This is a genomic window from Paraburkholderia sp. IMGN_8 (assembly GCF_038050405.1).
GTDB lineage: Bacteria > Pseudomonadota > Gammaproteobacteria > Burkholderiales > Burkholderiaceae > Paraburkholderia.
In genome coordinates, this window is sequence record NZ_CP150900.1 from 4,146,848 (window position 1) to 4,172,375 (window position 25,528).

21 protein-coding genes and 1 pseudogene are annotated in these 25,528 nt (G+C 63.1%); 14 read left to right on the top strand and 8 right to left on the bottom strand.

Features of this window, described 5'->3' with window-relative positions; genetic code table 11:
• The first annotated feature begins 334 nt into the window (after positions 1 to 334).
• Genes bioA through bioB form a run of 4 tightly spaced genes read left to right on the top strand, consistent with a single transcriptional unit; the run spans position 335 to position 4,705 of the window.
• Positions 335 to 1,690, top strand: a complete 1,356-nt coding sequence (gene bioA / locus WN982_RS18870) for an adenosylmethionine--8-amino-7-oxononanoate transaminase (protein WP_341313420.1) — start codon at positions 335 to 337, stop codon at positions 1,688 to 1,690.
• Positions 1,690 to 2,874, top strand: a complete 1,185-nt coding sequence (gene bioF, locus WN982_RS18875; protein WP_341313421.1) for an 8-amino-7-oxononanoate synthase — start codon at positions 1,690 to 1,692, stop codon at positions 2,872 to 2,874. Before bioA ends, bioF begins: the two co-directional genes overlap by 1 nt.
• Positions 2,871 to 3,590 (top strand): dethiobiotin synthase, encoded by a 720-nt coding sequence (gene bioD, locus WN982_RS18880; RefSeq protein ID WP_341313422.1) that lies wholly within the window; start codon positions 2,871 to 2,873, stop codon positions 3,588 to 3,590. The genes bioF and bioD overlap by 4 nt, the downstream gene beginning before the upstream one ends.
• Positions 3,591 to 3,625: 35 nt before the next feature.
• Complete coding sequence (gene bioB, locus WN982_RS18885; protein WP_341313423.1) at positions 3,626 to 4,705, top strand: biotin synthase BioB; 1,080 nt, start codon at positions 3,626 to 3,628, stop codon at positions 4,703 to 4,705.
• 73 nt (positions 4,706 to 4,778) lie between these two features.
• On the opposite strand, the gene WN982_RS18890 is transcribed toward bioB, so the two are convergent.
• Positions 4,779 to 5,804 carry a sulfate ABC transporter substrate-binding protein gene (locus tag WN982_RS18890; protein WP_341313424.1) on the bottom strand — a complete coding sequence of 342 codons (1,026 nt, stop codon included), beginning with the start codon at positions 5,802 to 5,804 and terminating at the stop codon, positions 4,779 to 4,781.
• A gap of 136 nt (positions 5,805 to 5,940) precedes the next feature.
• Positions 5,941 to 6,543, bottom strand: coding sequence for an alpha/beta hydrolase (locus WN982_RS18895; RefSeq protein ID WP_341313425.1), 603 nt, complete (start codon positions 6,541 to 6,543; stop codon positions 5,941 to 5,943).
• A gap of 327 nt (positions 6,544 to 6,870) precedes the next feature.
• On the opposite strand from WN982_RS18895, the gene WN982_RS18900 reads away from it, so the two are divergent.
• The 6 genes and pseudogenes from WN982_RS18900 to WN982_RS18925 all read left to right on the top strand — a co-directional run bounded on the left by WN982_RS18900 (position 6,871) and on the right by WN982_RS18925 (position 10,748).
• Entirely contained in the window at positions 6,871 to 7,812 is a 942-nt protein-coding gene (locus WN982_RS18900) for a glyoxylate/hydroxypyruvate reductase A (protein ID WP_341313426.1), read from the top strand.
• 68 nt (positions 7,813 to 7,880) lie between these two features.
• Positions 7,881 to 8,807, top strand: a complete 927-nt coding sequence (locus WN982_RS18905) for a hydroxymethylglutaryl-CoA lyase (protein ID WP_341313427.1) — start codon at positions 7,881 to 7,883, stop codon at positions 8,805 to 8,807.
• 28 nt (positions 8,808 to 8,835) lie between these two features.
• Entirely contained in the window at positions 8,836 to 9,357 is a 522-nt protein-coding gene (locus WN982_RS18910) for a YbaK/EbsC family protein (RefSeq protein ID WP_341313428.1), read from the top strand.
• Positions 9,358 to 9,361: 4 nt separating this feature from the next.
• Entirely contained in the window at positions 9,362 to 9,589 is a 228-nt protein-coding gene (locus WN982_RS18915; protein ID WP_341313429.1) for a DUF1289 domain-containing protein, read from the top strand.
• Positions 9,590 to 9,597: 8 nt separating this feature from the next.
• Positions 9,598 to 9,831, top strand: a pseudogene (locus tag WN982_RS18920) (acyl dehydratase); the annotation flags it as partial.
• Complete coding sequence (locus tag WN982_RS18925; protein ID WP_341313430.1) at positions 9,828 to 10,748, top strand: MBL fold metallo-hydrolase; 921 nt, start codon at positions 9,828 to 9,830, stop codon at positions 10,746 to 10,748. The pseudogene WN982_RS18920 and the gene WN982_RS18925, both read left to right, overlap by 4 nt.
• A 335-nt stretch (positions 10,749 to 11,083) precedes the next feature.
• On the opposite strand, the gene WN982_RS18930 is transcribed toward WN982_RS18925, so the two are convergent.
• A complete protein-coding gene (locus tag WN982_RS18930; RefSeq protein ID WP_341313431.1) occupies positions 11,084 to 11,983 on the bottom strand; it encodes a DMT family transporter in 900 nt (299 codons plus the stop codon).
• Positions 11,984 to 12,097: 114 nt separating this feature from the next.
• On the opposite strand from WN982_RS18930, the gene WN982_RS18935 reads away from it, so the two are divergent.
• Positions 12,098 to 12,568, top strand: a complete 471-nt coding sequence (locus tag WN982_RS18935) for an Lrp/AsnC family transcriptional regulator (RefSeq protein ID WP_341313432.1) — start codon at positions 12,098 to 12,100, stop codon at positions 12,566 to 12,568.
• A 31-nt stretch (positions 12,569 to 12,599) separates the two neighbouring features.
• Here WN982_RS18935 and WN982_RS18940 read toward each other — a convergent pair whose 3' ends face one another.
• Positions 12,600 to 13,490, bottom strand: a complete 891-nt coding sequence (locus WN982_RS18940) for an alpha/beta hydrolase (protein WP_341313433.1) — start codon at positions 13,488 to 13,490, stop codon at positions 12,600 to 12,602.
• A 335-nt stretch (positions 13,491 to 13,825) separates the two neighbouring features.
• Between WN982_RS18940 and WN982_RS18945 the strand changes: the two genes are divergently transcribed.
• Positions 13,826 to 14,785, top strand: coding sequence for a nitronate monooxygenase family protein (locus WN982_RS18945; RefSeq protein ID WP_341313434.1), 960 nt, complete (start codon positions 13,826 to 13,828; stop codon positions 14,783 to 14,785).
• Between the two features lie 77 nt (positions 14,786 to 14,862).
• Here WN982_RS18945 and icmF read toward each other — a convergent pair whose 3' ends face one another.
• From icmF to WN982_RS18965, 4 genes are all read right to left on the bottom strand, one after another.
• A complete protein-coding gene (gene icmF, locus WN982_RS18950; RefSeq protein WP_341313435.1) occupies positions 14,863 to 18,366 on the bottom strand; it encodes a fused isobutyryl-CoA mutase/GTPase IcmF in 3,504 nt (1,167 codons plus the stop codon).
• Between the two features lie 83 nt (positions 18,367 to 18,449).
• Positions 18,450 to 19,382 (bottom strand): LysR family transcriptional regulator, encoded by a 933-nt coding sequence (locus WN982_RS18955; RefSeq protein WP_341313436.1) that lies wholly within the window; start codon positions 19,380 to 19,382, stop codon positions 18,450 to 18,452.
• 157 nt (positions 19,383 to 19,539) lie between these two features.
• On the bottom strand, positions 19,540 to 20,628 hold the full coding sequence (locus tag WN982_RS18960) for a porin (protein ID WP_341313437.1): 1,089 nt from the start codon (positions 20,626 to 20,628) through the stop codon (positions 19,540 to 19,542).
• A gap of 629 nt (positions 20,629 to 21,257) precedes the next feature.
• Positions 21,258 to 21,815, bottom strand: coding sequence for a hypothetical protein (locus tag WN982_RS18965; protein WP_341313438.1), 558 nt, complete (start codon positions 21,813 to 21,815; stop codon positions 21,258 to 21,260).
• Positions 21,816 to 22,376: 561 nt separating this feature from the next.
• Here WN982_RS18965 and WN982_RS18970 point away from each other — a divergent pair.
• Together WN982_RS18970 and WN982_RS18975 are read left to right on the top strand one after the other, a co-directional pair.
• Positions 22,377 to 23,402 carry a bile acid:sodium symporter family protein gene (locus WN982_RS18970; protein ID WP_341313439.1) on the top strand — a complete coding sequence of 342 codons (1,026 nt, stop codon included), beginning with the start codon at positions 22,377 to 22,379 and terminating at the stop codon, positions 23,400 to 23,402.
• A gap of 267 nt (positions 23,403 to 23,669) precedes the next feature.
• The gene (locus WN982_RS18975) at positions 23,670 to 25,520 is read left to right on the top strand and encodes a phosphodiesterase (RefSeq protein WP_341313440.1); all 1,851 of its coding nucleotides are present in this window, start codon (positions 23,670 to 23,672) and stop codon (positions 25,518 to 25,520) included.
• The last annotated feature ends 8 nt before the right edge of the window (positions 25,521 to 25,528 follow it).

The window sequence follows — 25,528 nt, forward strand, 5'->3', positions numbered from 1 at the left end:
ACCAATATCAAATCAAGGAAAGGCCACCGCCGTAAGCGAACAACCAAAGCGCCGCGCAGGCAAAAACCCCCAATCCCCGCCTACAACAACCCATTACTTTGCCGTCGCTAACTGCACCGATCAGCAATCTTCACAAACAAACTGAAACCAGCTGCATCGAACAGCCCCGAACCCCAAGCGCCGCAGGCAAAACCCCCATCCAACCCCTAATGCAGAACAATAAATAAAGCGCTAATCTCGACCCCGCGAAACCGCCAGGGCCGCGCCCAGCGCAAACAAACCTGCAAAGAAAAGCCAGCCCGCAGCGGCAAAAAAGCACCCTCGGAGTACCCCTTTGGAAAAAAAGTCAGCAGCAACACCTGAAGACTGGATCACCCGCAGCCTGCGTGCCGTCTGGCACCCCTGCACCCAGATGAAGCACCACGAGCGCCTGCCGCTGATCCCGGTAGCGCGCGGTCAAGGCGCGTGGCTCTACGACCGTGCCAACCGTCGTTATCTGGACGCGATCAGTTCCTGGTGGGTCAACCTGTTCGGTCACGCCAACCCGCGCATCAATGCGGCATTGAAAGACCAGCTCGACACGCTCGAGCACGCGATGCTCGCCGGCTGCACGCACGAGCCCGCGATCGAACTCGCCGAACGCCTCGGTGCGCTCACCCACAACACGCTCGGCCACGCGTTCTTCGCGTCCGACGGCGCATCCGCCGTCGAAATCGCGCTGAAGATGAGCTTCCACTCGTGGCGCAATCGCGGCTTCGCCGACAAGCAGGAATTCGTCTGCATCGCCAACAGCTATCACGGCGAAACCATCGGCGCGCTCGGCGTCACCGATGTCGCGCTCTTCAAAGACGCCTACGATCCGCTGATCCGCAACGCGCATGTCGTTGCATCGCCCGATGCGCGCCTCGCGCAACCAGGCGAAACCGCAGCCGATGTCGCGCGCCGTGCGCTCGATCACGTTCGCGCGCTGTTCGAAGCCCGCGCCACCAAAATCTCCGCGCTGATCGTCGAGCCGCTCGTGCAGTGCGCCGCCGGCATGGCGATGCACGACACGTCGTATATCGCCGGATTGCGCGCGCTGTGCGACCAGTACGGCGTGCATCTGATCGCCGATGAAATCGCTGTCGGTTGCGGACGTACCGGCACTTTCTTCGCTTGCGAACAGGCCGGTATCTGGCCGGATTTCCTGTGTCTTTCGAAGGGCATCAGCGGCGGCTATCTGCCGTTGTCGATCGTGTTGTCGCGCGATGAAATCTTCAACGCGTTCTATCACGACGATACCGCGCGCGGCTTCCTGCACTCACACTCGTACACCGGCAATCCGCTCGCGTGCCGTGCGGCGCTCGCCACGCTCGATCTGTTCGCGAGCGACAACGTACTCGCCGTCAACGCGCAGAAGTCCGCGAAGCTGAAGGCCGCGCTCGCGCCGCTCTCAGAACATAAGCACGTGCGCAATCTGCGCCAGTGCGGCACGATCTTCGCGTTCGATGCAGTGATCGACGACCCTCAGCATGCCAAAACATTCTCGCGCCGTTTTTTCGAAAACGCGTTGCGGCGCGAACTGCTGCTGCGCCCGATTTCGACCACGGTGTATCTGATGCCCCCCTACATCCTCGACGACGAAGAACTCGCGCTGCTCGCCTCGCGCACCCGCGAAACCTTCGAAGCGACGCTCGCGGAGACCCGCTAATGCAATTGCTCGACACACTCGCCCAAGGGCTCAAGGAAATCGACGAACGCGGCCTGCGCCGTCGTCGTCGCACCGCCGATACGCCGTGCGCCGCGCATATGACCGTCGATGGCCGCGAGATCATCGGCTTCGCCAGTAACGACTACCTCGGTCTCGCCGCGCATCCGCTATTGATTGCCGCGATCGCCGAAGGCGCGCAGCGCTACGGCGCGGGCAGCGGCGGCTCGCATCTGCTCGGTGGCCACTCGCGCTCGCACGCTCAACTCGAAGATGATCTCGCTGAATTCACCGGCGGCTTTGTCGATACGCCCCGCGCGCTCTACTTCAGCACCGGCTACATGGCGAATCTCGCGACACTCACCGCGCTCGCGGGCCGCGGCACGACGCTCTTCTCCGATGCGCTGAATCACGCATCCCTGATCGACGGCGCGCGCCTGTCGCGCGCGGACGTGCAGATCTATCCGCACTGCGATACGGAAGCGTTGAGCGCGATGCTCGACGCGTCGAACGCCGACGTCAAAGTCATCGTCTCCGATACCGTGTTCAGCATGGACGGTGATATCGCGCCCCTGGCGCGTTTGCTCGAACTCGCGGAACAGCATGGCGCCTGGCTGATCGTCGACGATGCGCATGGCTTCGGCGTACTCGGTCCGCAAGGTCGTGGCGCGGTTGCGGAAGCCGCATTGCGCTCGCCAAATCTGATTTCGATCGGCACGCTCGGCAAGGCCGCGGGTGTGTCGGGCGCGTTCGTCGTCGCGCATGAGACCGTGATCGAATGGCTCGTGCAGCGCGCGCGTCCGTACATTTTCACAACCGCGTCGGTGCCCGCTGCGGCGCACGCGGTGTCGGCGAGTCTGCGCATCATCGCTGGCGAAGAAGGCGATGCGCGGCGCGCGCATTTGCAGCAACTGATCGCACGCACGCGCGCGATGCTGAAGGCGACGCCGTGGTTGCCGGTCGACTCGCATACCGCCGTGCAACCACTGATCATCGGTGGGAACGACGCGACGCTGGATATCGCGGCCACGCTCGATCGTGCCGGTCTTTGGGTACCGGCGATCCGCCCGCCGACCGTGCCCGCTGGGACCTCGCGTTTGCGCATTTCATTGTCCGCCGCGCATTCGCACGCGGATCTGGACCGGCTTGAAGCAGGCTTGCAACAGCTCAGGGTGAAAGCTGCATGAGCGCCCCGTTATCCCTCTTCGTCACCGGCACCGATACGGAAATCGGCAAGACCTTCGTGTCCACTGCGCTGCTATGCGGCTTCGTTCGCGAAGGCCTGCAAGCTGCCGCCATGAAGCCGATTGCCGCCGGCGCATTCGAATCGAATGGCGTGCTGCACAACGAAGACGCGGACCAACTCGATGCCGCATCGAACGTCTTGCTGCCGCCCGAGATACGCACGCCGTATCTGCTGAAAGAGCCGGCCGCGCCGCACATCGCCGCCGCGCTGGAAAACGTCACGTTCGATATCGCGCACATCGTCGATTGCCATGCGCGGGCTTTGAAACGCGCAGACATCGTGGTGGTGGAAGGCGTGGGCGGCTTTCGCGTGCCGCTTACGGCAACGCAAGACACCGCCGATCTCGCCGTCGCGTTGAAGCTGCCGGTCGTGCTGGTGGTCGGCATGCGGCTCGGCTGCATCAGCCATGCGTTGCTCACCGCCGAAGCGATCGCCGCACGCGGGCTGACGCTCGCCGGCTGGGTCGCGAACCGCGTCGATCCGGACATGACGTTCCCTGACGAAAACATCGCTTCGATCCGTGAGCACCTCGCGCGTGAACACGATGCACCGTTGCTCGGTATCGTGCCGCATTTGAGCCCGGCTTTGCCGGAACGCGCGGCGGATCAACTCGACATCAACCGACTCCTGCAGACGCTGCGTCACGCGCAGCGCTGATAAACCCATCACATCCATCCATGAGGATTGACGACATGACGCAACTGAACCTCGCTCCGACGCCAGCCGACACGGCCACTGCCAGCAACAACGCCGCTGCAGGCGCAAAATCGGTCGCACGCTGGCGCGTCGCCGACATCGTCGCGCTGTACGAACTGCCGTTCAACGACCTGATGTTCCGCGCGCAGCAAACGCATCGCGAGCACTTCGACGCCAATACCGTGCAACTGTCGACGCTGCTGTCGATCAAGACCGGCGGCTGCGAAGAGGATTGCGCGTACTGTCCGCAGTCGGTGCATCACGATACCGGTCTGCAAGCCGACAAGCTGATGCCGGTCGATGAAGTGCTGGCCGCCGCGCGCGTCGCCAAAGAAAACGGCGCGACGCGTTTCTGCATGGGCGCCGCATGGCGCAATCCGAAAGACCGTCACCTCGAACCGATCAAGGACATGATCCGCGGCGTGAAGGCGATGGGCCTCGAAACCTGCGTGACGCTCGGCATGCTCGAAACCCACCAGGCACAAGGTCTGCGCGAAGCGGGCCTCGACTACTACAATCACAATCTCGACACGTCGCCGGAGTTCTACGGTCAGATCATTTCGACGCGTACGTACCAGGACCGTCTCGACACGCTCGAACGCGTGCGCGATGCGGGCATCAACGTGTGCTGCGGCGGCATCGTCGGACTCGGCGAATCGCGCCGCGAACGCGCCGGTCTGATTGCGCAACTCGCTAACATGGATCCGTATCCCGAATCGGTGCCGATCAACAATCTGGTGCAAGTAGAAGGCACGCCGCTGACCGGCACCGAAGCGATCGATCCGTTCGAGTTCGTGCGCACGATCGCGATTGCACGCATCACGATGCCGCGCGCGATGGTGCGTCTGTCGGCGGGCCGCGAGCAGATGAACGAAGCGTTGCAGGCCATGTGTTTCCTCGCCGGCGCGAATTCGATTTTCTACGGCGATCAATTGCTGACCACCAGCAATCCGCAAGCGGAAGCGGACCGCAAGCTGCTCGAACGCCTCGGCATTCGCGCTGAAGCGGCGCAGCAGATGCCGCTGGATCAGAGCGGCTGCGAGCATGGCTGCGATAAACATGCTGCGGCGAACTAAGCCCAACAACCGCGTGCAATAAAAAGGCCGCCTCTTGAACGAGGCGGCCTTTTTACATGATCAAGCCAAAGATTTACTTCTTGTCCACGATGATCTGATCGAACGTCCCGCCATCGGAGAAATGCGTCTGCTGCGCTTTCTGCCAGCTGCCGAACATCTCTTCGACGGTGAAGGTCTTGATCGGCTTGAATTCAGCCGCATGCCTGGCCAGCACGTTCTTGTCGCGCGGACGCAGATGGTGCTGCGCGATGATTTCCTGCGCGGCCGGCGACCACAGATAGTCGAGATACGCCTGGGCTTCCTTGCGCGTACCGCGCTTGTCGACCACCTTATCGACGATCGACACGGGCGGCGCAGCCAGCAAGCTGACCGACGGATACACCGCTTCGAAATTGCCCGCCCCCACGCCGCTATCGATCAGCGACACTTCGTTCTCGAACGTCACCAGCACGTCACCGATACCGCGTTGCGTGAACGTGGTCGTCGCGCCGCGACCGCCCGTGTCGAGCACCGGCACGTTCCTGAAGATCGCCTTTTCGAAGTCGAGCGCCTGGGCATCGGTACCGCCGTGCTGCTTGCGATAACCCCACGCCGCGAGGTACGTGTAGCGGCCGTTACCTGAGGTCTTCGGATTGGCGATCACCACTTGCACGCCGGGCCTGGCGAGATCGTCCCAGTCCTTGATGTGCTTCGGGTTGCCCTTGCGCACGAGGAACACCATCGTCGTAGTGTATGGAGCGCTGTCGTCCGGCAGACGCGCGTGCCAGTTGGCGGGCACCAGTTGGCCCTTTTCCGCGAGCAGGTCGATGTCGTTCGGCTGGTTCATCGTCACGACGTCAGCCTGCAGCCCTTGCAGCACCGACAGCGCCTGCGCGCTCGATGCGCCATGCGACTGACGGATCGACACCGTCTCGCCGCTCTTCTGCTTGTACGCCGTGATAAAGCCGGCGTTGATGTCCTTGTATAACTCGCGCGTCACGTCGTATGACACGTTGAGCAGCGATGTGTCCGCGTACGCGGTCGAAACGCCGCCGAGCGCGAGCGTCATTGCCGTCATGCCGGCTGCCAGCCAGCGCGATATCCCCGTCTTGCCTGCCATCCTGCCCCCGCCTATCGATAACGAAACCTGTGGCCGCACGAAGGTGCAGCGTGAAGCGGGATTCTAACGGATCGCTTACTTGTTCACCGGCTCGTCCATGCACCCGGCTATCGATGCTCAAACGCCAAACGAAAACTCAAACGAACGCGTGTTGCGCGGCCTCGAACGCCTCCTCGCGAAAGCGCAGCGGCGCCGCGCAATGCACCAGCGTGTCGACGAAATATTTCGCGCGAGGCCACGGGCCGAATCCCGCCGCGGTGTTGATATGCCCCGCGTCGCCGAGATTGACGAAGGCGCTGCCGAAACGCTGCGCGAGATCGCGCGAACCCGCCAGCGACATCCACGGGTCGGTCGCACTGCCGATCAGAATCGACGGCACGCCTAAGCGCCGCGCGTCGAACGGACCGGCGAACGCGAATTTCTCCGGGCTCGCCGGCGCGACGAACAGCACGCCGACCACATCGGCAACATACGACGCCTGTTGCAACGCGTGCGCGGTCGCGAGGCAACCGAAGCTATGCGCGGCCAGCACAAACGGCCCGCGCTCGCGTGCCAGCAAGTCGCGCAGCGACCGCGCCCACACAGCGACGTCCGGCGCGTCCCAGTCTGTCTGTTCGACGCGCAGCGAGCGCGCGAATTGGCGTTCGAGCCATGTTTGCCAGTGCGCGCCTTCGCTGCCGTGCAAGCCTGGAACCGTGACGAGCCGTGGCGGCCATGTCGATTTGGTGCATGAAAGCATGTCTGTCCCTCGCTGCCGGAATCGGGGAAGTTATTGTCCCGCCGGGCGCCGCGAGGGCGAACCAAGTTTTTGTGCTTTGTTTATCGGACAAAATGGGCCGGTGGATACCTACGCCCTGCCCGCGCCCGACCCAGCCACGCGCGTGCTTCAAACCGCACGTCCGTACGCAAACGCGCGCGATTCGCGTCGAAAAAGTAGAATGAAGCCTATCTATAAAAGGAGAGGCCCCATGTCGCAAGCGTCGTCTGCCAGGCTATCTGCGTTGCAGCCGTTGCGCGTGGCCTTTTCCGTCACCGGACTCGACAACGCGCACACCTTCCGGACCGTATGAAAATCCTCTTCTACATGCCGCATGCGGACGCCGCCTCGTGGCTGCACGATTTTGCCCGAGCGCTGCCCAATGCCGAACTGCGCGAATGGCAAGCGGGCGACACCGCCCCGGCCGATTTCGCGGTCGTGTGGCGGCCGCCGCGCGACATGCTCGCCGGCCGCGACGATCTGCGCGCGATCTTCAACCTCGGCGCGGGTGTCGATGCGATTCTCGCGCTCGAGCGTGAGCATCCCGGCACGCTGCCACGCAACGCGAAGCTGGTGCGGCTCGAGGACACCGGCATGGCACCGCAAATGGCCGAGTACGTGACGCATGCGGTGCTGCGTTATATGCGCCGCTTCGACGAATACCAGACGCTGCAAACCGGACGCCGCTGGCAAGAGCTCGACGCGCATCCGCGCGAGAGCTTCACGGTCGGCGTGCTCGGGCTCGGCGTGCTCGGTGCGCATGTTGCGCAGACGGTCGCGGCGTTCGGCATGCCGGTGCGCGGTTATAGCCGCAGCACGCGCCAGATCGACGGCGTCACGACCTTCGCCGGCGAAGCGCAGTTCGAAGCGTTTCTCGACGGCGTGAAAGTGCTGGTGAATCTGCTGCCGCATACACCGGATACGGGCGACGTGCTGAACGCGCGCACTTTTTCGAAGCTCGCGCGCGGCGCGTATTTGATCAACGTCGCACGCGGCGGGCATCTGGTCGAGCAGGATCTGCTCGAAGCGCTTGCGAGCGGCCAGCTCGCCGCCGCGACGCTCGACGTGTTCCGCGACGAACCGTTGCCGCCCGATCATCTGTTCTGGCGCGAACCGCGCATTACGATCACGCCGCATATCTCTGCGGTCACCTTGCGCGAAGAGAGCGTCGTGCAGGTCGCGCAGAAAATTACCGCGCTACTGCGCGGCGAAACGATCGGCGGCGTGGTGGATATCAATCGCGGATACTGAGCACTGAGTGAACACATCGGAACATCAATGAAGGAGCGCCGCCACGCGCGGTAACACGGAGACACATCATGGCCTTGCCCCAACAAGTCAAAATCGTCGAAGTCGGTCCGCGTGACGGACTGCAGAACGAGAAAGAATTCGTTGCCACCGCGATCAAGATCGACTTGATCAATCGCCTGTCGGCAGCGGGTTTTCGTAACGTCGAAGCGGCGTCGTTCGTGTCGCCGAAATGGGTGCCGCAAATGGCCGACGGCGCCGACGTGATGGCCAGCATCGAGCGCCGCCCGGGCACGATCTACTCGGTGCTGACGCCGAACCTGCGCGGCTTCGAAGGCGCGCTCGCCGCGCGGGCCGACGAGATCGTGATTTTCGGTGCGGCCAGCGAGGCGTTCTCGCAGAAGAACATCAATTGCAGCATCGCGGAAAGCATCGACCGTTTCGCGCCGGTCGCGCAGGCGGCGAAAGAGCACGGCTTGCGGATTCGCGGCAGCGTGTCGTGTTCGCTTGGTTGCCCGTATCAGGGCGAGGTGCCGGTGGCGTCGGTGGTCGATGTGGTCGAGCGTTTTGCGGCACTCGGCTGCGACGAGATCGATATTGCCGATACGATCGGCGTCGGCACGCCGAAGCGCACGCGCGAAGTGTTCGAAGCGGTCACCAAGGTGTTTCCGCGCGAACGTCTGTCGGGCCACTTCCACGACACCTATGGCCAGGCGCTCGCGAATATCTACGCGGCGCTGCAGGAAGGTATCGAGATTTATCACGCGTCGGTGGCGGGGCTCGGCGGCTGTCCGTATGCGAAGGGCGCGACCGGCAACGTCGCGACCGAGGACGTGCTGTATCTGATGAACGGCCTCGGCATCGAGACCGGCATCGATCTCGCTCAAGTCGTCGCGATCGGCGATTTCATTTCGACGTCGATTGGCCGGCCCAATGTGTCGCGCGCCGGCAAAGCGCTGCTTGCCAAAGCGCGCAGCGAACAAGCCAACTGTGTTTGACTTCTGCACTCAGGAAGGAAATAGAACGATGACGGACCACGCTTCTCTCGAATCCGACGATCTCGCAGCGCTGCCCGATTCGGCACGCCGCGTCGCGCTGTTGTTGCGCGAACGCGGTCACGCGGGCCGGATCGTGATGCTGCCGGAAACCGGCAAGACTTCCGCCGAGGCTGCCGCCGGCCTCGGCTGCTCGGTCGCGCAGATCGCCAAGTCGATTCTGTTTCGCCGCCGTGAAGACGACGCGCCGGTGCTGGTGGTCGCGAGCGGCGCGAACCGCGTCGATGAAAAGAAGGTCGCCGCGCAGGTCGGCGAGATCGGTCGGGCGGATGCAAAGTTCGTCCGCGAAAAAACCGGCTATGCGATCGGCGGCGTCTGCCCGATCGGCCACGCCACGGAACCGGTCACGCTGATCGATGCGGATCTGCTCGAACTCGACAGCTTGTGGGCCGCCGCCGGCCATCCGCATGCAGTGTTCAACCTGAGCGCCCAGGAACTGGTGGCGTTGACGGGCGCGCCGGTGATCGACGTGGCGCTGCGCGAAACGGCATGACGACATGACATCAGGCATCGACAACGAACACAACGACGCGGCCGTGCCGTCGCCCTGCATCAGCGTGTGCAAGATGGACGCGTCGACCGGTTGGTGCGAAGGGTGTCTGCGCACGATAGATGAAATCGCCGGCTGGTCGTCGTTCGACGACGACGCAAAGCTCGCGATCTGGGACGCGATCGAGGAACGCCACGCGGAGTTCATGGCGAGGCAAGCGCAGGTGCGGCGATGAACGCCGAGCAGCCGCTCGGACTCGAGTTCGATATCAAGCTGAAAAAAGCCGCCCATGCGAACGACACGCTGACGATCACCTGGCGCGTGCGCGATGCTTACTGGAAGCCGAGTTTGCACGGCGATCTGACGCATCTCGAAGGTACGGTCGTGAATCAACGCGGGGAAACCACGTTGATCGGCAGCTCGACGATTCTCGTGATGCCGAAACCCGAAGCGCATTTGAACGCCAACACGCGATGATCACGCTGCCTGAATCGATCCGAGTCTTCGAGCGTGGCTGGCTTTCGTCGAACAACGTGCTGCTGACCGACGACACGTGTGCCGCGCTCGTCGACACCGGTTACGCGACGCACGCGCCGCAAACGCTCACACTTGTGCAGCACGCGCTCGGCACGCGGCCGCTCGATCTGATCGTCAACACGCATCTGCATTCGGATCACTGCGGCGGCAACGCGTTATTGCAAGCGACGTGGCCGTGCCGCACCGCGATTCCCGCATCCGAGGCCGATGCAGTGCGCGACTGGGACGAAGCGCGCCTGACGTTTCGCGCCACCGGCCAAACCTGCGAGCGCTTCACCTTCACCGAGACGATCGCGCCCGGTGCGCATCTGACGCTCGGCGCGCTCGATTGGCAAGTGCTCGGCGCACCCGGCCACGATCCGCATTCGCTGATGCTGTACTGCGCGGACGAGCGCATCCTGATCAGCGCGGACGCGCTATGGGAAAACGGCTTTGGCGTGATCTTTCCCGAGCTGGAAGGTGAAAGCGGATTCGCCGAAGAACAGGCGGTGCTCGAAACCATCGCAAAGCTCGATGTGCGGCTGGTGATCCCCGGCCATGGCTCGCCGTTCACGAATGTCGAACAGGCGCTTGAACGGGCGTTTTCGCGCGTCGCGTGGCTGCGCGCCGATCCCGCCCGCAATGCAAAGAATGCGCTGAAGGTGCTGATCGTGTTCAAGCTGCTCGAAGTACGCGCGATGCGCTTCGACACGGTGCTGCAGATGCTCGGCGACGCCGCCGCGATGCGCGCCGCCGCGTCGATGCTCAAGCCGCGCGGCGAATGGTCCACGCTGGTGCAGACGATTGTCGAGGAACTGGCCGGCAAGAATGGGCCGCTGGAAATCGATGGTGAGCGCATCGTCGCGCGCCAGGCCTGACGCGCTGTCCGCGCACGAAACGGAAACCCGCAAAAACCGTCGCCACAAAAAGAAAAGCCGCTCGGCCATTGAGGCGAGCGGCGGAAATTCTGTCGGACGTGATCAGCGTCAGGACGAATGATACGCGCGCCGGTTTTTCGATCGCATCAGTGATTTCCCTACAGAAGCTTGACGCCCTCTTTTAAACCCGCATACACACGACGCTACGAAGCCTCGTAGTGACGCGAGTCAAGGCTGATTAGTCCGTCCATATGAACAATTTGATTGCCCATTGATCCGGAATCCGTATCATTGCCGACCGCTGTTTCGGCCCGGCCACGATCAGGCCGAAGCAATCAGGTCGAAGACAGGCGCTTCTGCGGCACGATCCGCCAGCCGAGATTAACGCCGGCCGCCGCCAGCAGGATCAGCACCGCGCCGAGCACCTGAATCCACGCGAGCGTCTGCCCGAACGCGACGCGATCCACGATGATGGCGACCACCGGATAGATGAACGACAACGCGCCGGTCATCGAGGTCGGCAGCTTCTGAATCGCGCCGTAAAGCAGCACGTACATGATTCCCGTGTTGACGACGCCGAGTACGATCAGTTCGAGCCAATGCATGCCGGTGGTCGGCAGTGCGTCGAAGCGTACGAACGGTGCGAGCATCACGACACCGAGCGCGACCTGGATCAGCGCGATCAGATGCGGCGGCGTGCCCTTCAGCCGCTTCGTGATGATCGACGACACCGCATACATCGCCGCCGCGCCCACCGCATACGCGACGCCGACCAGATACTGTCCCGGCACCGCCAGCACCGCCGGCTCGACCTTCACGACAAACACGAGGCCGATGAACGCGACCACCAGCCACGCAACCGTCGACGCGCCGATACGCTCGCGAAACACCAGCGCACCCAGCGCGACCAGCATGAAAGGCTGCGTGTTGTAGACGGCCGTCGCCATCGAAATCGACGCGCGTGAATAGGCCGCGAACAGCAGCACCCAGTTGATAACGATCGCCGCGCCGCCGAGCAACGCGAGTGCGAGCATCTGCCACGAGAAGAGCTTACGTTTGAACAGGCCGAGCACGGCGCACACCAGTGCCAGAGTCGCGCCGCCGAAAATGCAGCGGAAGAACACCACGTTGAACGCGCTCTGCTGCGACGACACCACCAGCCAGCCGATGGTGCCGGACATCAGCATCGCCATCGTCATTTCAGCCGTGCCGCGGCGGGTTTCATTTGACGCCATGATTCGATCCTCGAATGGATTCCTGCATGAGAAGCAGTGTAATTAATCCGATCACGCGAATACATGGTTAAACTTAAGCATTGTCGCGCTGACACCTAAAAATCGAAGGCAATTATGACAAAACGCCTTACTCCTGCTCCGCTCGCAGCCCTCGACGACACCGACCGCGCGCTGCTCGCCGCGCTCGCCGAAGATGCACGCCAGCCGGTCAGCGAACTGGCGCGGCGCGTCGGCTTGTCCGCGCCGAGCACGGCCGAGCGCGTACGCCGGCTCGAAGCGCAAGGCGTGATCGAGCGCTTCACCGTGCAGATCGATCCGCGCGCGCTCGGCTTCACGCTGCAGGCGATCGTGCGCGTGAAGCCGTTGCCGGGCCAGTTGCATCTGGTGGAGGAAGTGATCCGGCGCATTCCGGAGTTTGTCGAATGCGACAAGGTGACGGGCGACGATTGCTTCATCTGCCGCCTGTACCTGCATTCGATCGAGCAGCTCGACGAGATCCTTGCGAAAGTCACCGAGCGCGCGGAGACCAGCACCGCGATCGTCAAATCGACGCCGGTCGCGCGCAGACTGCCGCCGCTCGGTTGAGCGGGAGCGCGCGGCGTTGGGCAAGAAGGGTTTACCGTTCGACCGCTTCGAAGAACGACAGCATTTCCGCCACCAGTTCGTCCGATGCCTCTTCAGGAATGTAATGCCCGCAAGACAGTGAACGGCCACTGACGTCGCGCGCGACGTGACGCCATTCTGCGAGCGCGTCGAAGCACTTCTCGATCACGCCTTTGTCGCCCCACAGCACGCGCAGCGGGCAGCCGATCTTGTGACCGCGTTCGATATCGGCGCGGTCGTGTTCGAGATCGATGCTCGCCGATGCGCGGTAGTCCTCGCACATCGCATGTACCGCGCCGGGTTGCGCGAGCGCCAGGCGATAGGCGTCGAGCGCGTCGGGTTCGAACGGCGCGAGGCCCGCGTGACGGCTGCCCATCACCGCATCGACGTAGGCGGCCGGATTCGCGCCGATCAGCGTCTCAGGCAGCGGTTCCGGCTGGATCAGGAAGAACCAATGGAAGTAATGGGTGGCGAAGGCGCGGTCGGTGGCTTCGTACATCGCGAGCGTCGGCGCGATATCCAGCAGCATCAAACGCTCGACGGCATCCGCATGATCGAGCGCCATCCGGTGCGCGACGCGCGCGCCGCGATCGTGCGCGCAAACCAGGAAACGTTCGAAGCCGAAGTGGCGCATCACGGCGACCTGATCGGCGGCCATCGCGCGCTTCGAATAGGGCGTGTGCGCGGCGTCGCTCGGCGGTTTGCCCGATGCGCCGTAGCCACGCAAATCGGTGGCGATCACGGTGAAGTGTGCGGCCAGTTGCGCGGCGCAGCGCCGCCAGATCAGATGCGACTGCGGATGACCGTGCAGCAACAGAAGCGGCGGCCCGGCTCCGCCCTTCACTCCGAAAATATCGACATCGCCCACGGCGATGCGAAAGGGCGCGAAATCTTCGAAGGCCATAGCGGGTCTCTTGTCGTTTATGAGTCAGTGCATTGTAGGAGGGCAATGTGTCGATGCGGGGTGGGATAGCCCACGCAAACATAGAACCTGAACACTCCTTCCAACTGTTCTAAACGAACGCGCCGGACGCGGTTCATCCGTTTCGCCTATAATCGAACGATCGTTCTTAAATCTGGAGCGTCATTTTGAACGCCAATGTGGCAGATGCGCGGCGACGCTGTGATGACAGCGTGACGCTAGCCCGCTTCAGCGCAGCGCGCGCCATGTGCCGTTAAACTCAATGAATCACCGGGCGTTCAACGACGCACCGGCCCGCTTATCAGGAGACTCGCACCATGGCATTGCCCGCCGTCCTGCAAAAACTCGCGCTGCCCGTCGTCGCCTCGCCGATGTTCATCGTCAGCTATCCCGAACTCGTACTGGCTCAATGTAAGGCCGGTATCGTCGGCTCGTTCCCGGCGCTCAATGCGCGCCCGGCCGAATTGCTCGACGAATGGCTGACGCAGATTCAAGGGTCGCTCGCCGAGCACAAGGCGGCCAACCCCGATGCGATCATCGGGCCGATCGCCGTGAACCAGATCGTCCATCAATCGAATTCCCGGCTCGAGCACGACGTGCGCGTGTGCGTCGAACACAAAGTGCCGATCTTCATCACCAGCCTGCGTGCGCCGGCACGCGAGATCGTCGACGCGGTGCATAGCTACGGCGGCATCGTGCTGCACGACGTGATCAATCTGCGGCATGCGCAGAAGGCACTGGAAGCGGGTGTCGACGGCTTGATCCTGGTGGCGTCGGGCGCCGGCGGCCATGCGGGCACGACCTCGCCGTTCGCGCTGGTCGGCGAAGTGCGGCGCATCTTCGACGGCCCGATCGTGCTGTCGGGCTCGATCGCCAACGGCGGCTCGATTCTCGCCGCGCAGGCGATGGGCGCGGACCTCGCGTACATGGGCACGCGCTTCATCGCGACCAAAGAGGCGCACGCAGTCGACAGCTACAAGCAGGCGATCATCAACTCCACCGCGTCGGACATCATCTATACGAATCTGTTTACCGGCGTGCACGGCAACTACATCCGCGAAAGCATCGTGAATGCGGGCCTGGACCCGGACGCGCTGCCGGAATCGGACAAGTCCGCGATGAACTTCGGCGGCGACAAGGCGAAGGCGTGGAAGGACATCTGGGGCGCGGGCCAGGGCGTCGGCTTGATGGACGACGTGCCGAGCGTCGGCGAACTGGTCGAGCGGCTGTCGAATGAATATAACGACGCGAAGGCGCGGCTGGGGATTGCGCGCTAAGGTGCTTTCCCGTCCCATGAGCTGGTGACGGCGTTGCTGTGGCTCCGCGTCAAGCAGAGCCGCAGCAAGTGCAGGCTTCACATATTGCGGCGGTACTGTCCGCCCACTTCAAACAACGCGTGCGTGATTTGCCCGAGCGAGCAAACGCGCACGACGTCCATCAGCACTGCGAACACGTTCTCGTCAGCAATCACCGCGCGCTTCAGGCGTTCAAGCGCCGCAGGTGTCTCATCGCGATACCGTTCCTGGAAATCGCGCAGGCGTTTCAACTGGCTCTGCTTCTCGTCGTCGGTGGAACGGGCGAGCGCGATCGGCTGCGGCGCTTCATGCGGATGCGAACTCAAGAACGTATTCACGCCGACAATCGGATACGAGCCGTCGTGCTTGCGATGCTCGTACAGCATCGACTCGTCCTGAATGCGCCCACGCTGGTAGCCGGTTTCCATCGCGCCGAGCACGCCGCCGCGTTCGGTGAGGCGGTCGAACTCCGCCAGCACCGCTTCTTCGACCAGATCGGTCAGCTCCTCGATCACAAAGCTGCCCTGATTCGGGTTCTGGTTCTTCGCCAGCCCCCATTCACGGTTGATGATCAACTGGATCGCGACTGCGCGGCGCACCGAATCCTCGGTGGGCGTGGTGATCGCCTCGTCGAAGGCGTTGGTGTGCAGCGAGTTGCAGTTGTCGTAGATCGCGATCAGCGCCTGCAGTGTGGTGCGGATATCGTTGAAGTCGATTTCCTGCGCATGCAGGCTGCGCCCTGAGGTCTGCACGTGATACTTGAGCTTCTGGCTGCGTTCGTTCGCGCCGTAACGTTCTCGCATGGCGATAGCCCAGATGCGTCGCGCGACACGGCCGAGCACCGTGTATTCCGGGTCCATACCGTTCGAAAAGAAGAATGACAGGTTCGGCGCAAAATCGTCGATCGACATGCCGCGAGCGAGATACGCCTCGACGTACGTGAAGCCGTTCGCCAGCGTGTACGCGAGTTGCGAGATCGGGTTCGCGCCCGCTTCGGCGATGTGATAGCCCGAGATCGACACCGAATAGAAATTGCGCACGCGGTGCTCGACGAAGTACGCCTGAATATCGCCCATCACTTTCAGGCTGAACTCGGTCGAGAAGATGCAGGTGTTCTGGCCTTGGTCTTCCTTCAGGATGTCCGCCTGAACGGTGCCGCGCACGTTTTCCAGCGCGTGGCGGCGGGCGGTGGCGAGCTCTTCGCCGGTGGGCTTGCGTCCTTCCTGTTGCAGCCTTTCGTTTAGACGCGCGATCTGCTGATCGATCGCGACGTTGAAGAACATCGCGAGGATCGTCGGCGCCGGTCCGTTGATCGTCATCGAGACGGACGTTTCCGGCGCGCACAGATCGAAGCCGTCGTAGAGCGCTTTCATGTCGTCGAGGGTCGCGATGGAGACACCCGAATTGCCCACCTTGCCGTAGATGTCCGGCCGCTCGTGCGGCTCTTCGCCGTATAGCGTGACCGAATCGAACGCTGTCGAAAGACGTTTGGCCGGCATCCCTTCGGAGAGCAGTTTGAAACGCCGGTTGGTGCGGAACGGATCGCCTTCACCGGCGAACATTCGCGTCGGATCTTCGTTCTCGCGGCGGAACGGAAACACGCCCGCGGTGAACGGAAAGTGGCCGGGCAGATTGTCGAGCATCAGCCAGCGCAGGATTTCGCCGTGGTCGACAAACTTGGGCAGCGCGACTTTGCGGACCGCCGAGCCTGACAGCGTCGTGACAGTGAGCGCGGTGTGAATTTCGCGGTCGCGAATCCGGACGATGTGTTCGTCGCCGGAATAAGCCGCTACGGTTTGCGGCCATGCTTCCAGCAGCTTGCGTTCGCGCTCGCCGAGCTCGGCGGTGTGCTGGTCGATTAGCTTGTCCAGTTGGGTCTGGGGTTGGTTCGCTGCTTCTGCATCTGCATCTGCGTTGGCGTTGGCGTTGGTGTTCGCTTCGCCGAGCATCCGGCGCGCTTCGGTGAGCTGCCAGCGTTCGCGCGCCACGCGCGCTTGCACGTCGGCTCGATTGCGATAGGCGTGAACTGTCTGCGCAACATCCGCCAGATAGCGCACGCGCGCCGGCGGCACGATCGCGTTGCGTCCACTCGAAAAGCGTACGTCTTCGAGCGTCGGCAGATGGCCGCCGCCGACGCGCAAACCATGCGCACGTAATGCCTCGGCAACGTGCTGATACAACGCGGTCACGCCGTCGTCGTTAAAGCGCGAGGCGATGGTGCCGAACACCGGCATCGCGTCCGGCGCCTTTGCGAAGTCGCCGCGATTGCGCTGCACCTGCTTCGCGACGTCGCGCAACGCATCCGGCGCGCCTTTGCGATCGAACTTGTTGATCGCAACAAAGTTGGCGAAGTCGAGCATGTCGATCTTTTCCAACTGGCTCGCCGCGCCGAACTCCGGCGTCATCACGTACAGCGATTCGTCGACGAACGGCACGATCGCCGCGTTGCCCTGGCCGATCCCGGACGTCTCGACGATGATCAGGTCGAAGCCCGCCGCTTTGCATAACATCAGCGCGTCGGGCAGCGCATCGGAGATTTCGCTCGACGCTTCGCGCGTCGCCATCGAGCGCATGAACACGCGCGGGCCGCCGCCCCAATCGCCGATTGCGTTCATGCGGATGCGGTCGCCGAGCAACGCGCCGCCGGACTTGCGGCGCGACGGGTCGATCGCGAGTACGGCTATGGTGAGGGCATCGCCGTAGTCGAGACGGAAACGGCGAATCAGTTCGTCGGTCAGCGAGGATTTGCCGGCGCCGCCGGTGCCGGTCACGCCGAGTATCGGGACCTCGACCGACTCCGCGAGATACGCCAGCGCTTCCTGGTCGGCCGAGTTGATGCGGCCGGCTTCGAACGCGCTGATCAGTTGCGCGAGGCGGCGGAATGTGAACGACGCGGGGTCCGGGTTTTCGACGGCGTGGATGGTCTGGTCGGCGTGGGCCGCCCCGCCCGTTTTGTGTGCTTTGGCGGAAGGATCACGCACGCTGGCTTGGTCGCCGGCACGCGTCTCGACGCGTCGATCGAAGCGCGGCAGGCCACACGCCGACAGATCGGCCACCCATTCGCTTACCGTGCTCTGCCGCGTGGCTGCGCCATGGCGCGCGGCTTGGGCACAGCGCGCGATCATGTCGTCGATCATGCCTTGCAGGCCGAGCCGCTGGCCGTCGTGCGGCGAATAGATCTTCTCGACGCCGTAATGTTCGAGCTCGGCGATTTCGTCGGGGACGATCACACCGCCGCCGCCGCCGAACACCTTGATACGCTCGCCGCCGCGCGCGCGCAGCAGGTCGACGAGATAGCGGAAGTATTCGTTATGGCCGCCCTGGTAGCTGGACACGGCGACGCCGTCGGCGTCTTCCTGCAGCGCGGCGGTGGCGACTTCATCGACCGAGCGGTTGTGGCCGAGGTGGATCACCTCGACGCCGCTCGCTTGCAGGATGCGCCGCATGATGTTGATCGACGCGTCGTGGCCGTCGAACAGGGCGGCCGCTGTGACGAAACGCAGGCGCCGGCCCGCGGGCAGCTTGTGGCTGTCGGCGCGCTGCGGCGTGGACAGATCGGTCATGTCTCCCCCAGATCGTTACGCGTATGGCTGCTGGCAACCAGTATAGCGAAACGGCTTGCAGCGCCTCGGCTGCCCCGGCAGGCCTAGCGCACCGCCAGTGCCTTGATCTGCTCGAGCGACGGCCACAGCGCTTCGTTCGCGAAACGCCCGGCAAGGAAATCGACAAACGAGCGCACCTTGGCCGACAGATGCCGGCGGCTCGCGTACACCACATGGATCGGCAACTCGCGCGGCGGCACTTCGTCGACCAGCAGCGGCACAAGGCGCCCCGCTGCCAGATCGTCGCCGATCACCTCGGTGCCGAGCAGCGCGATACCCGCGCCTTGCAGCACGATCACGCGTTGCGCCTCCAGGTGGTTGACGATCAGGTTGCCTGACAGGCGCACCCGAGACGTGGCGTCGCCGGTCGCGATTTCGAGGGCCGATACGCCCGCGTATTGCAGATAGTTGTGGCGCGCGAGGTCGGCGACGGTCTTCGGCGTGCCGTGCCGGCGCAGATAAGCGGGCGATGCGCACAGCACCAGGTGGGCCGTCGCAATCTGCCGGGCGATCAGCGACGACGATTTGAGGCCGCTCGGCGAGGCCCGGATCGCGACGTCGAAGCCTTCGTCGATCAGTTCGACCACGCGGTCGGACAGCGTAATGTCGACGGTGACCTGCGGATGCTGCGCGGCGTAGTCGGCCACCGCGGCCATCACGTGGCTCAAGCCGAACGCCGACAACGACGACACCCGCAAGCGCCCTTGCGGCACGACGCTCGCCGCGCCGACCGCCTGCTCGGCTTCTTCAAGTTCGGTCAGCACCTGGGAGAGTCGCTCGTAATATTCGCGGCCCGCCTCGGTAGGCGCGACGCGTCGCGTGGTGCGGTTCAGCAAACGCGCGCCGAGTTGCTGTTCGAGGTGCATCACGTGCTTGCTCGCCATCGCCGCCGACATCTCCATCCGGTCGGCCGCACCGACAAAACTGCCGACTTCGACCACATGCCGGAACACTTTCATGCTGACGAGGGTATCCATCTCAATCGCTCGCTTCAGGAATCAATCGACGTCATTTTGCCGGGTTTATCAAAGGTTGGTCGGCAAATCGGCATATGAAGCGCCCCAGAAGCAATAAACCCCGCCTTCCTGACGGAAGGCGGGGTTTTGCGAATACGCATCAAGCGTGGAACCGTACTTAGAACTTCGCGCGCATCCCAACGCCGTACGTGTTGCCGCTCGACTGGTTGCTGATCTTGTCGTACATATAAGCCGCGTAGAGGTCCGTGCGCTTGGACAGCGGATAGTCGTAGCCGATTGCTGCCGTCTGACGGGTCTGGTCGAAACCGCCGCCGTCGCGCGAATACGCGTACGACGCCATCACCGTGCCCGGGCCAGCCGGCACAGACACGCCGCCTTGAGCCGTGTTCACGTGCCAGCTCGTGATGGTCTGGTCGTTATACGTGTACATGTACTGGCCGAAGAACTTCACATACTTCATGTCGTACGACATGCCGACCTGCGCAACGCTCTGGCTCTTCAGGCCGGCAATGCCCGACGCACCAGCGCTGCCGAGGTCGCCCGGGGCGTTGTTGAAGTTCACGTACTGATACACCGCGGTCGCCGCGAACGGGCCGTGGAAGTACAGCACCTGGCCGCTCCACTTCTTCGAGCCGTTCTGGCCCGCCGTGTTGCCGAGTGCATACATCGCCGTCGCGGAGAGGCCGTTGAAGTTCGGCGACGAGTACGACACCGCGTTATTCCAGCCCGAATCGCCCGTCACGCCCTGATCGGTCGAGTAGGTCGGGAACGTGCCAAGGCCGAGGTACACGTGGTACACCATCGGCGAGAACACGTAAGAGTCGATGAACGGGTTGAACAGGATCGTCGACACGAACAGCGGCGTCGTCAGACGGCCGGCGGTCACCGTGCCGTACGGCGATTCGATACCGACGTACGCGTTACGCGAGAACATCGTGTCGCCGGTGAAGCGGCCGAACGCGCCGTTCTGTGCACGGAAGAAGCCTTCCAGCGTGAAGATGGCCTTGTAGCCGCCGCCCAGATCCTCTGCCCCCTTCAAGCCCCAGTAGGACGTGGACATCCCGCCGCCGGACACCTGCACTGCAGTCTTGCCGCCCGGGAATTTCTGCGCGCCGACCCATTCGTCGACCTGGCCGTAGAGTTGTACGCTCGATTGCGCAAAAGCCGACGATGCACTGGCCAGCAGGGCGGCACACGCGGTTGCCTTGAGGGTGGTCTTCAGCGCGCGGCTGATGCTTGTTTTCATGGATTCTCCTGTCTTTGTCGAAAAGGGTGAGGCTGTGCGAAAGGGGTAGCTCGCGCGAACCATTGTTGTTGTCCGTTCGATCGTCGAGCCAATCTGGGCGGGACCATCTTTGCGGACCATTTTTATGGACAAAAATATCTCTGGTTATTGCGGGTATAGCGATCTGATTAGTTTTGTCACTTATCGGCCTGATAACGCCTTGGCCGCACACGTCATAACCGCTTCGCCGCATGCCGCACGGCGCACCGCAAAGCGATGCTGACATTGCGCCCGACCGGCTGATAACGGCCGAGATGTCATGCGGATGACGCGCCGCTGCAGAAACGATCAAATTTGACGACGGGAGACCCTTTATCGCCGAGCGTTTTCAAAAAAGTGTGGCGTCTACACGTCACCTTGACAGAGGCTTTTTGGACGGCGGCAGAGCGGAAAGACGCGGCAAATCGGTTTGAAAGCCGGAATATTTGATCTGAAGGAAAGTGGCAGCGGATTTCAGCCGCGATTTGGAGCGAGGTTTATCCGCGCCAGGTTAATGCGGCGAGGATGACTGCAGAGGGGTAACAGAAGCGGTTGCGCTGACGGGCGCTTCAAAGCACTAACCGGCGACGACCGCGTTTTCGGCGCGGTGCCTAATTACGGTAAGGAGAGCCTTCTGGCTGACGCGGATAATCCGCTTGACGCGGCATTGCGCGCGACGAGCCGCGCTCTTCGTTGTAGCGGGCGACATCGGCACGTATCGAGCCGGCGCGAACCGGCGCATTGGGCGGCGGACGCGGCACTGGGCGCGATTCGGCGCTGACTGGGGTAATTGCACCGGCGTACTGGATGCCGCCGCGATGATCACCGCGATGATCGCCGGGATATCCGGCGGGTCCGGCTACACGAGGCATTGCCGTGTTGTAGCCGCCAAAGCCGTTAGCGTAGTTACCGCCATTGAGATTCGCGCCGCCGTGCGGCAAGCGCGCGTGGCGCTCGGCCAGATTGTTGCGGGACACGCTGACTTTGGTGGCGCCATAATAACGGCCCGCGTTGCGAGCATCGCCGCGCGTTGCGTGGTCCACAGCAGCGCGCGAGTAACCGCTGCCGCCACCGTGCGACGTGCCCGGCATTTTTGCATAGACGAACGAGCACAGCGCGGCGATAACCGCACCCAACACCCAGAGCCTCGTTCTCGACAACCCGTCCACCAGTGACTCACCTGCCCGAAGACTTGCCTGAAGCCCATCGTTCGAGCTGCGACGGGCTTGTTCTGGGACCGGCTCGAGCGTCGCGGATCTGTCGCGGCGCGGGGCATCCCGATGGCCTTTGAGCAGTAATTTATGGGCATGGCTAAAGGGTGTCGAGCCAAAAAGTGTTAGGCCTCCACCGCTGTTGTAACACCTTGTTACTGCGACGTTTTTCCGCGACAGTGCCCTTGCACGTAAGCGCGGAAACAGCTTGCTGGAGCGGCTTTAACGAGACATCGGGAGCGTCTTGACGCATGACGAATGGCGGCGCCATTTCCCACCGGATTGTCAAAACGGCAGTGGACCAATCACGCGCCGTCGCCAATACTGAGACGGAGCAGCGGGCAGTGCTTCAATGCTCCACACAGCGCTTTGATGCGTGATGCTCATTAATCGATTCGGTAAATGAATTTGCATTTTCAATCGCTTTTCAACAACAATAGTCGTTTCCCATAGCCTGCGACGCAGCCTTCGTGCGCGCGTCCTTTGCTCTTTCCGCATCACCGAATCGAGATTTCGACAATGGCTCGCCCGAAACTGCTTCCCGACAATTTCACCTTGTGCCTCGTGGGCACCGTGATCCTTGCCAGCCTGCTGCCGGTGCACGGGCAGGCCGCCGTCGGCTTCAACTGGGTGACGAACGTTGCGGTCGGCCTGCTGTTTTTCCTGCACGGCGCCAAACTGTCACGCGAAGCGATCATTGCGGGTGCGACGCACTGGCGGCTGCATCTTGTAGTGCTGCTCAGCACGTTCGCGTTGTTTCCGCTGCTCGGCCTCACGCTTAAACCGCTCCTTTCTCCACTTGTCACGCCGGCGCTCTATGCGGGGATCCTCTTCCTCTGCACGCTGCCGTCGACGGTTCAGTCGTCCATCGCGTTCACGTCCATTGCTAAAGGCAATGTGCCGGCCGCCGTCTGCAGCGCGTCGGCGTCGAGCCTGCTGGGCATCTTCGTCACCCCCGCACTCGTCAGCCTCGTCGTTACCAATCAGGCGACGGGCGGCAGCTCGCCGTGGCATACGGTGGGCAACATCGTGCTGCAACTGCTGGTGCCGTTCGTGGCCGGCCAGTTGTTGCGCCCGTTGATCGGCAAGTGGATCGAGCACAATCGCGGCGTGCTGAAGTTTGTCGACCAGGGCTCGATCCTGCTGGTGGTGTACGGCGCGTTCAGCGAGGCCGTCAACGAGGGCCTGTGGCACCAGATTCCGCTGTCCGCCCTCGGTGGCTTGTTGCTCATCAACGTGGTGCTGCTCGCGCTGGCGCTGGCCGTGACGATGTTCGTCAGCAAGCGGCTCGGTTTCAACCGCGCGGATCAGATCACGATCATCTTCTGCGGTTCGAAGAAAAGCCTCGCCGCCGGCGTGCCGATGGCCAAGGTCATTTTCGCCTCGCATGCGGTGGGCGCCGTGGTCTTGCCGCTGATGCTGTTCCACCAGATCCAACTGATGGTGTGCGCCGCGCTCGCGCAGCGCTGGGGGGCCCGCGACACCAGCGGCGAAACCCGCGCCGCCTCGCGCGAGCGGCCCGCCGCCGCCGTTGCCCGCCGTTGAATATGCACGCAATGCAAACAGGACATTCATTAGCGCCCTCCCTGAGCGTTATTTGAAGAAAGCCGCCTCGTGCGGCTTTTTTTTGTTATTTCACGCGGAAACGCCGCCGGTGTCGCCTCAGCCGGATGGCATAGGCGGATTCCTGGCGGGCACAACGTCACAGGAACACGTGACGCACCATTTCAGTGCAACGATTCATCAAAAGTTCATTTAATCTCAAGCAATGTGGGCCGATAAACCGAGGGTCGATCGCTACGCCTGACTGCCATGCAACTTCGCTCGCCCTCCCGATCCGCTGCGCCGCGCGTCGAGGAATTGATTGCCAGGCGCGAGCTGTCCGCTGTGTTCCAGCCGATCATCGATTTCGACAACCGCGCGATCCTCGGCTACGAGGGCCTGATCCGCGGACCGGCCGGCACGTCCCTCGAAACGCCGTTCGCGCTGTTTTCGCAGGCGCTGGCCGAGGGCTGCGCGATCGAACTCGAACGCGCGGCCGCGCGCACCTGCATCAGAGCGTTCATGCAGTTGGAGTGCGAAGGCAAGCTGTTCCTCAATTTCAGCGCGGACGCGATCCGCCAGCTGGCCGATGCGCACGACGGCTCGCTGGCGCTGCTGCGCCATTGCGGCGTCGATCCGCAACGGATCGTGATCGAGCTGACCGAGCAAAGCTCGATTCCGGACGTCGGCAGCTTCTTGCCGGTCATTACGGCGCTGCGCACGGCCGGCGCGCAATTCGCACTCGACGATTACGGCACCGCGAACGCCAGCATGAATCTGTGGGTACGGCTGCAACCGGACGTCGTGAAGATCGACCGTTTCTTCATCCACGACATCGCCTGCGATCCGCTCAAGTTCGAAGCTGTGCGCGCGATGCAGTACTTCGCCAACGCGAGCGGCGCGCGGCTGGTCGCCGAGGGCATCGAGAACGAAGCGGATCTGATCGTGGTGCGCGACATGGGGATCGGCTGCGGGCAAGGCTATTTCTTCGGCCGGCCCAACGCGCAACCGGCCCGCAGTGTCACCGACGACGCCCGCGACGCGCTGAGCGCCGGTCACATCGCCGTGTTTCCCGAAACCACGCGTACGGTCAGCAGCGCGTCGCCGTCGGGCGGCATGGCGTCGGCGAAAATGCTGGTGCACGCGCCCGCGCTGCCGCGCGAGGCCACCAACAACGACGTGCTCGAACTGTTCAATCGCCTGCCCGATCTGCACGCGGTGGCGGTGGTCGAGCACGACGAACCGCTCGCGCTGATCAACCGGCGCAGCTTCATGGACCACTACGCGCTGCCGTACCACCGCGAGTTGTTCGGCAAGCGCCCGTGTCTGCTGTTTGCGAACGCGTCGCCGGTGATCATCGAGAAATCGATGACCGTCGAGCAGATGGCCCAACTCCTCGCCAGCGACGACCAACGCTATCTTGCCGACGGCTTCGTCATCACCGACAACGGCAAATACGTCGGCCTCGGCACCGGCGAGAACCTCGTGCGCGCGGTGACCGAAGTGCGCATAGAAGCCGCGCGCTACGCGAACCCGCTGACCTTTCTGCCGGGCAACATCCCGATCAGTTCGCACATCGCGCGCCTGCTCGGCAACGACGCCGGCTTCTACGCGTGCTATGTCGATCTGAACCACTTCAAGCCCTTCAACGATCAGTACGGCTACTGGCAAGGCGACGAAGTGCTGAAGTTCGCCGCCGCCGTGCTGGTCGACGTCTGCGACCCGACCCGCGACTTTCTCGGCCACGTGGGCGGCGACGATTTCCTGATCCTGTTCCAGAGCGACGACTGGAAGGAGCGTGTGCTGCGCGCGATTCACGTGTTCAACGAAGGCGCGCAGCGCTTCTACGCACCGGCCGACCGGCTGGCCGGCGGCATCCACGGGGAAGACCGGCGTGGCAATCCGACCTTCTTCGGCTTCGTGACGATGGCGATCGGCTGCGTGCACGTCGAGTCAGACGGCGGCCCGTCGTTTTATAGCAGCGAGGAGATTGCTTCCGTGGCGGCGGTGGCGAAGCGGCGCGCCAAGCACGAGACGAGCGGTTTCGTGCTGATCGATGCAAGCGAGAGCGTCGCACTGCTGCGCGGACAAACGGAGGTCGCGCACGCTGCTTTCGACTAAGCCCGCGG

What these genes read in the sequence shown, in the direction of transcription:
- bioB (WP_341313423.1), top strand. Translation starts at nt 3,626, where the DNA reads ATGACGCAACTGAACCTCGCTCCGACGCCAGCCGACACGGCCACTGCC.
- bioD (WP_341313422.1), top strand. Translation starts at nt 2,871, where the DNA reads ATGAGCGCCCCGTTATCCCTCTTCGTCACCGGCACCGATACGGAAATC.
- WN982_RS18930 (WP_341313431.1), bottom strand. Translation starts at nt 11,983, where the DNA reads ATGGCGTCAAATGAAACCCGCCGCGGCACGGCTGAAATGACGATGGCG.
- WN982_RS18915 (WP_341313429.1), top strand. Translation starts at nt 9,362, where the DNA reads ATGACATCAGGCATCGACAACGAACACAACGACGCGGCCGTGCCGTCG.
- WN982_RS18910 (WP_341313428.1), top strand. Translation starts at nt 8,836, where the DNA reads ATGACGGACCACGCTTCTCTCGAATCCGACGATCTCGCAGCGCTGCCC.
- icmF (WP_341313435.1), bottom strand. Translation starts at nt 18,366, where the DNA reads ATGACCGATCTGTCCACGCCGCAGCGCGCCGACAGCCACAAGCTGCCC.
- WN982_RS18890 (WP_341313424.1), bottom strand. Translation starts at nt 5,804, where the DNA reads ATGGCAGGCAAGACGGGGATATCGCGCTGGCTGGCAGCCGGCATGACG.
- WN982_RS18935 (WP_341313432.1), top strand. Translation starts at nt 12,098, where the DNA reads ATGACAAAACGCCTTACTCCTGCTCCGCTCGCAGCCCTCGACGACACC.
- WN982_RS18945 (WP_341313434.1), top strand. Translation starts at nt 13,826, where the DNA reads ATGGCATTGCCCGCCGTCCTGCAAAAACTCGCGCTGCCCGTCGTCGCC.
- WN982_RS18970 (WP_341313439.1), top strand. Translation starts at nt 22,377, where the DNA reads ATGGCTCGCCCGAAACTGCTTCCCGACAATTTCACCTTGTGCCTCGTG.
- WN982_RS18895 (WP_341313425.1), bottom strand. Translation starts at nt 6,543, where the DNA reads ATGCTTTCATGCACCAAATCGACATGGCCGCCACGGCTCGTCACGGTT.
- WN982_RS18925 (WP_341313430.1), top strand. Translation starts at nt 9,828, where the DNA reads ATGATCACGCTGCCTGAATCGATCCGAGTCTTCGAGCGTGGCTGGCTT.
- WN982_RS18905 (WP_341313427.1), top strand. Translation starts at nt 7,881, where the DNA reads ATGGCCTTGCCCCAACAAGTCAAAATCGTCGAAGTCGGTCCGCGTGAC.
- WN982_RS18955 (WP_341313436.1), bottom strand. Translation starts at nt 19,382, where the DNA reads ATGGATACCCTCGTCAGCATGAAAGTGTTCCGGCATGTGGTCGAAGTC.
- WN982_RS18900 (WP_341313426.1), top strand. Translation starts at nt 6,871, where the DNA reads ATGAAAATCCTCTTCTACATGCCGCATGCGGACGCCGCCTCGTGGCTG.
- WN982_RS18940 (WP_341313433.1), bottom strand. Translation starts at nt 13,490, where the DNA reads ATGGCCTTCGAAGATTTCGCGCCCTTTCGCATCGCCGTGGGCGATGTC.
- bioF (WP_341313421.1), top strand. Translation starts at nt 1,690, where the DNA reads ATGCAATTGCTCGACACACTCGCCCAAGGGCTCAAGGAAATCGACGAA.
- WN982_RS18975 (WP_341313440.1), top strand. Translation starts at nt 23,670, where the DNA reads ATGCAACTTCGCTCGCCCTCCCGATCCGCTGCGCCGCGCGTCGAGGAA.
- WN982_RS18960 (WP_341313437.1), bottom strand. Translation starts at nt 20,628, where the DNA reads ATGAAAACAAGCATCAGCCGCGCGCTGAAGACCACCCTCAAGGCAACC.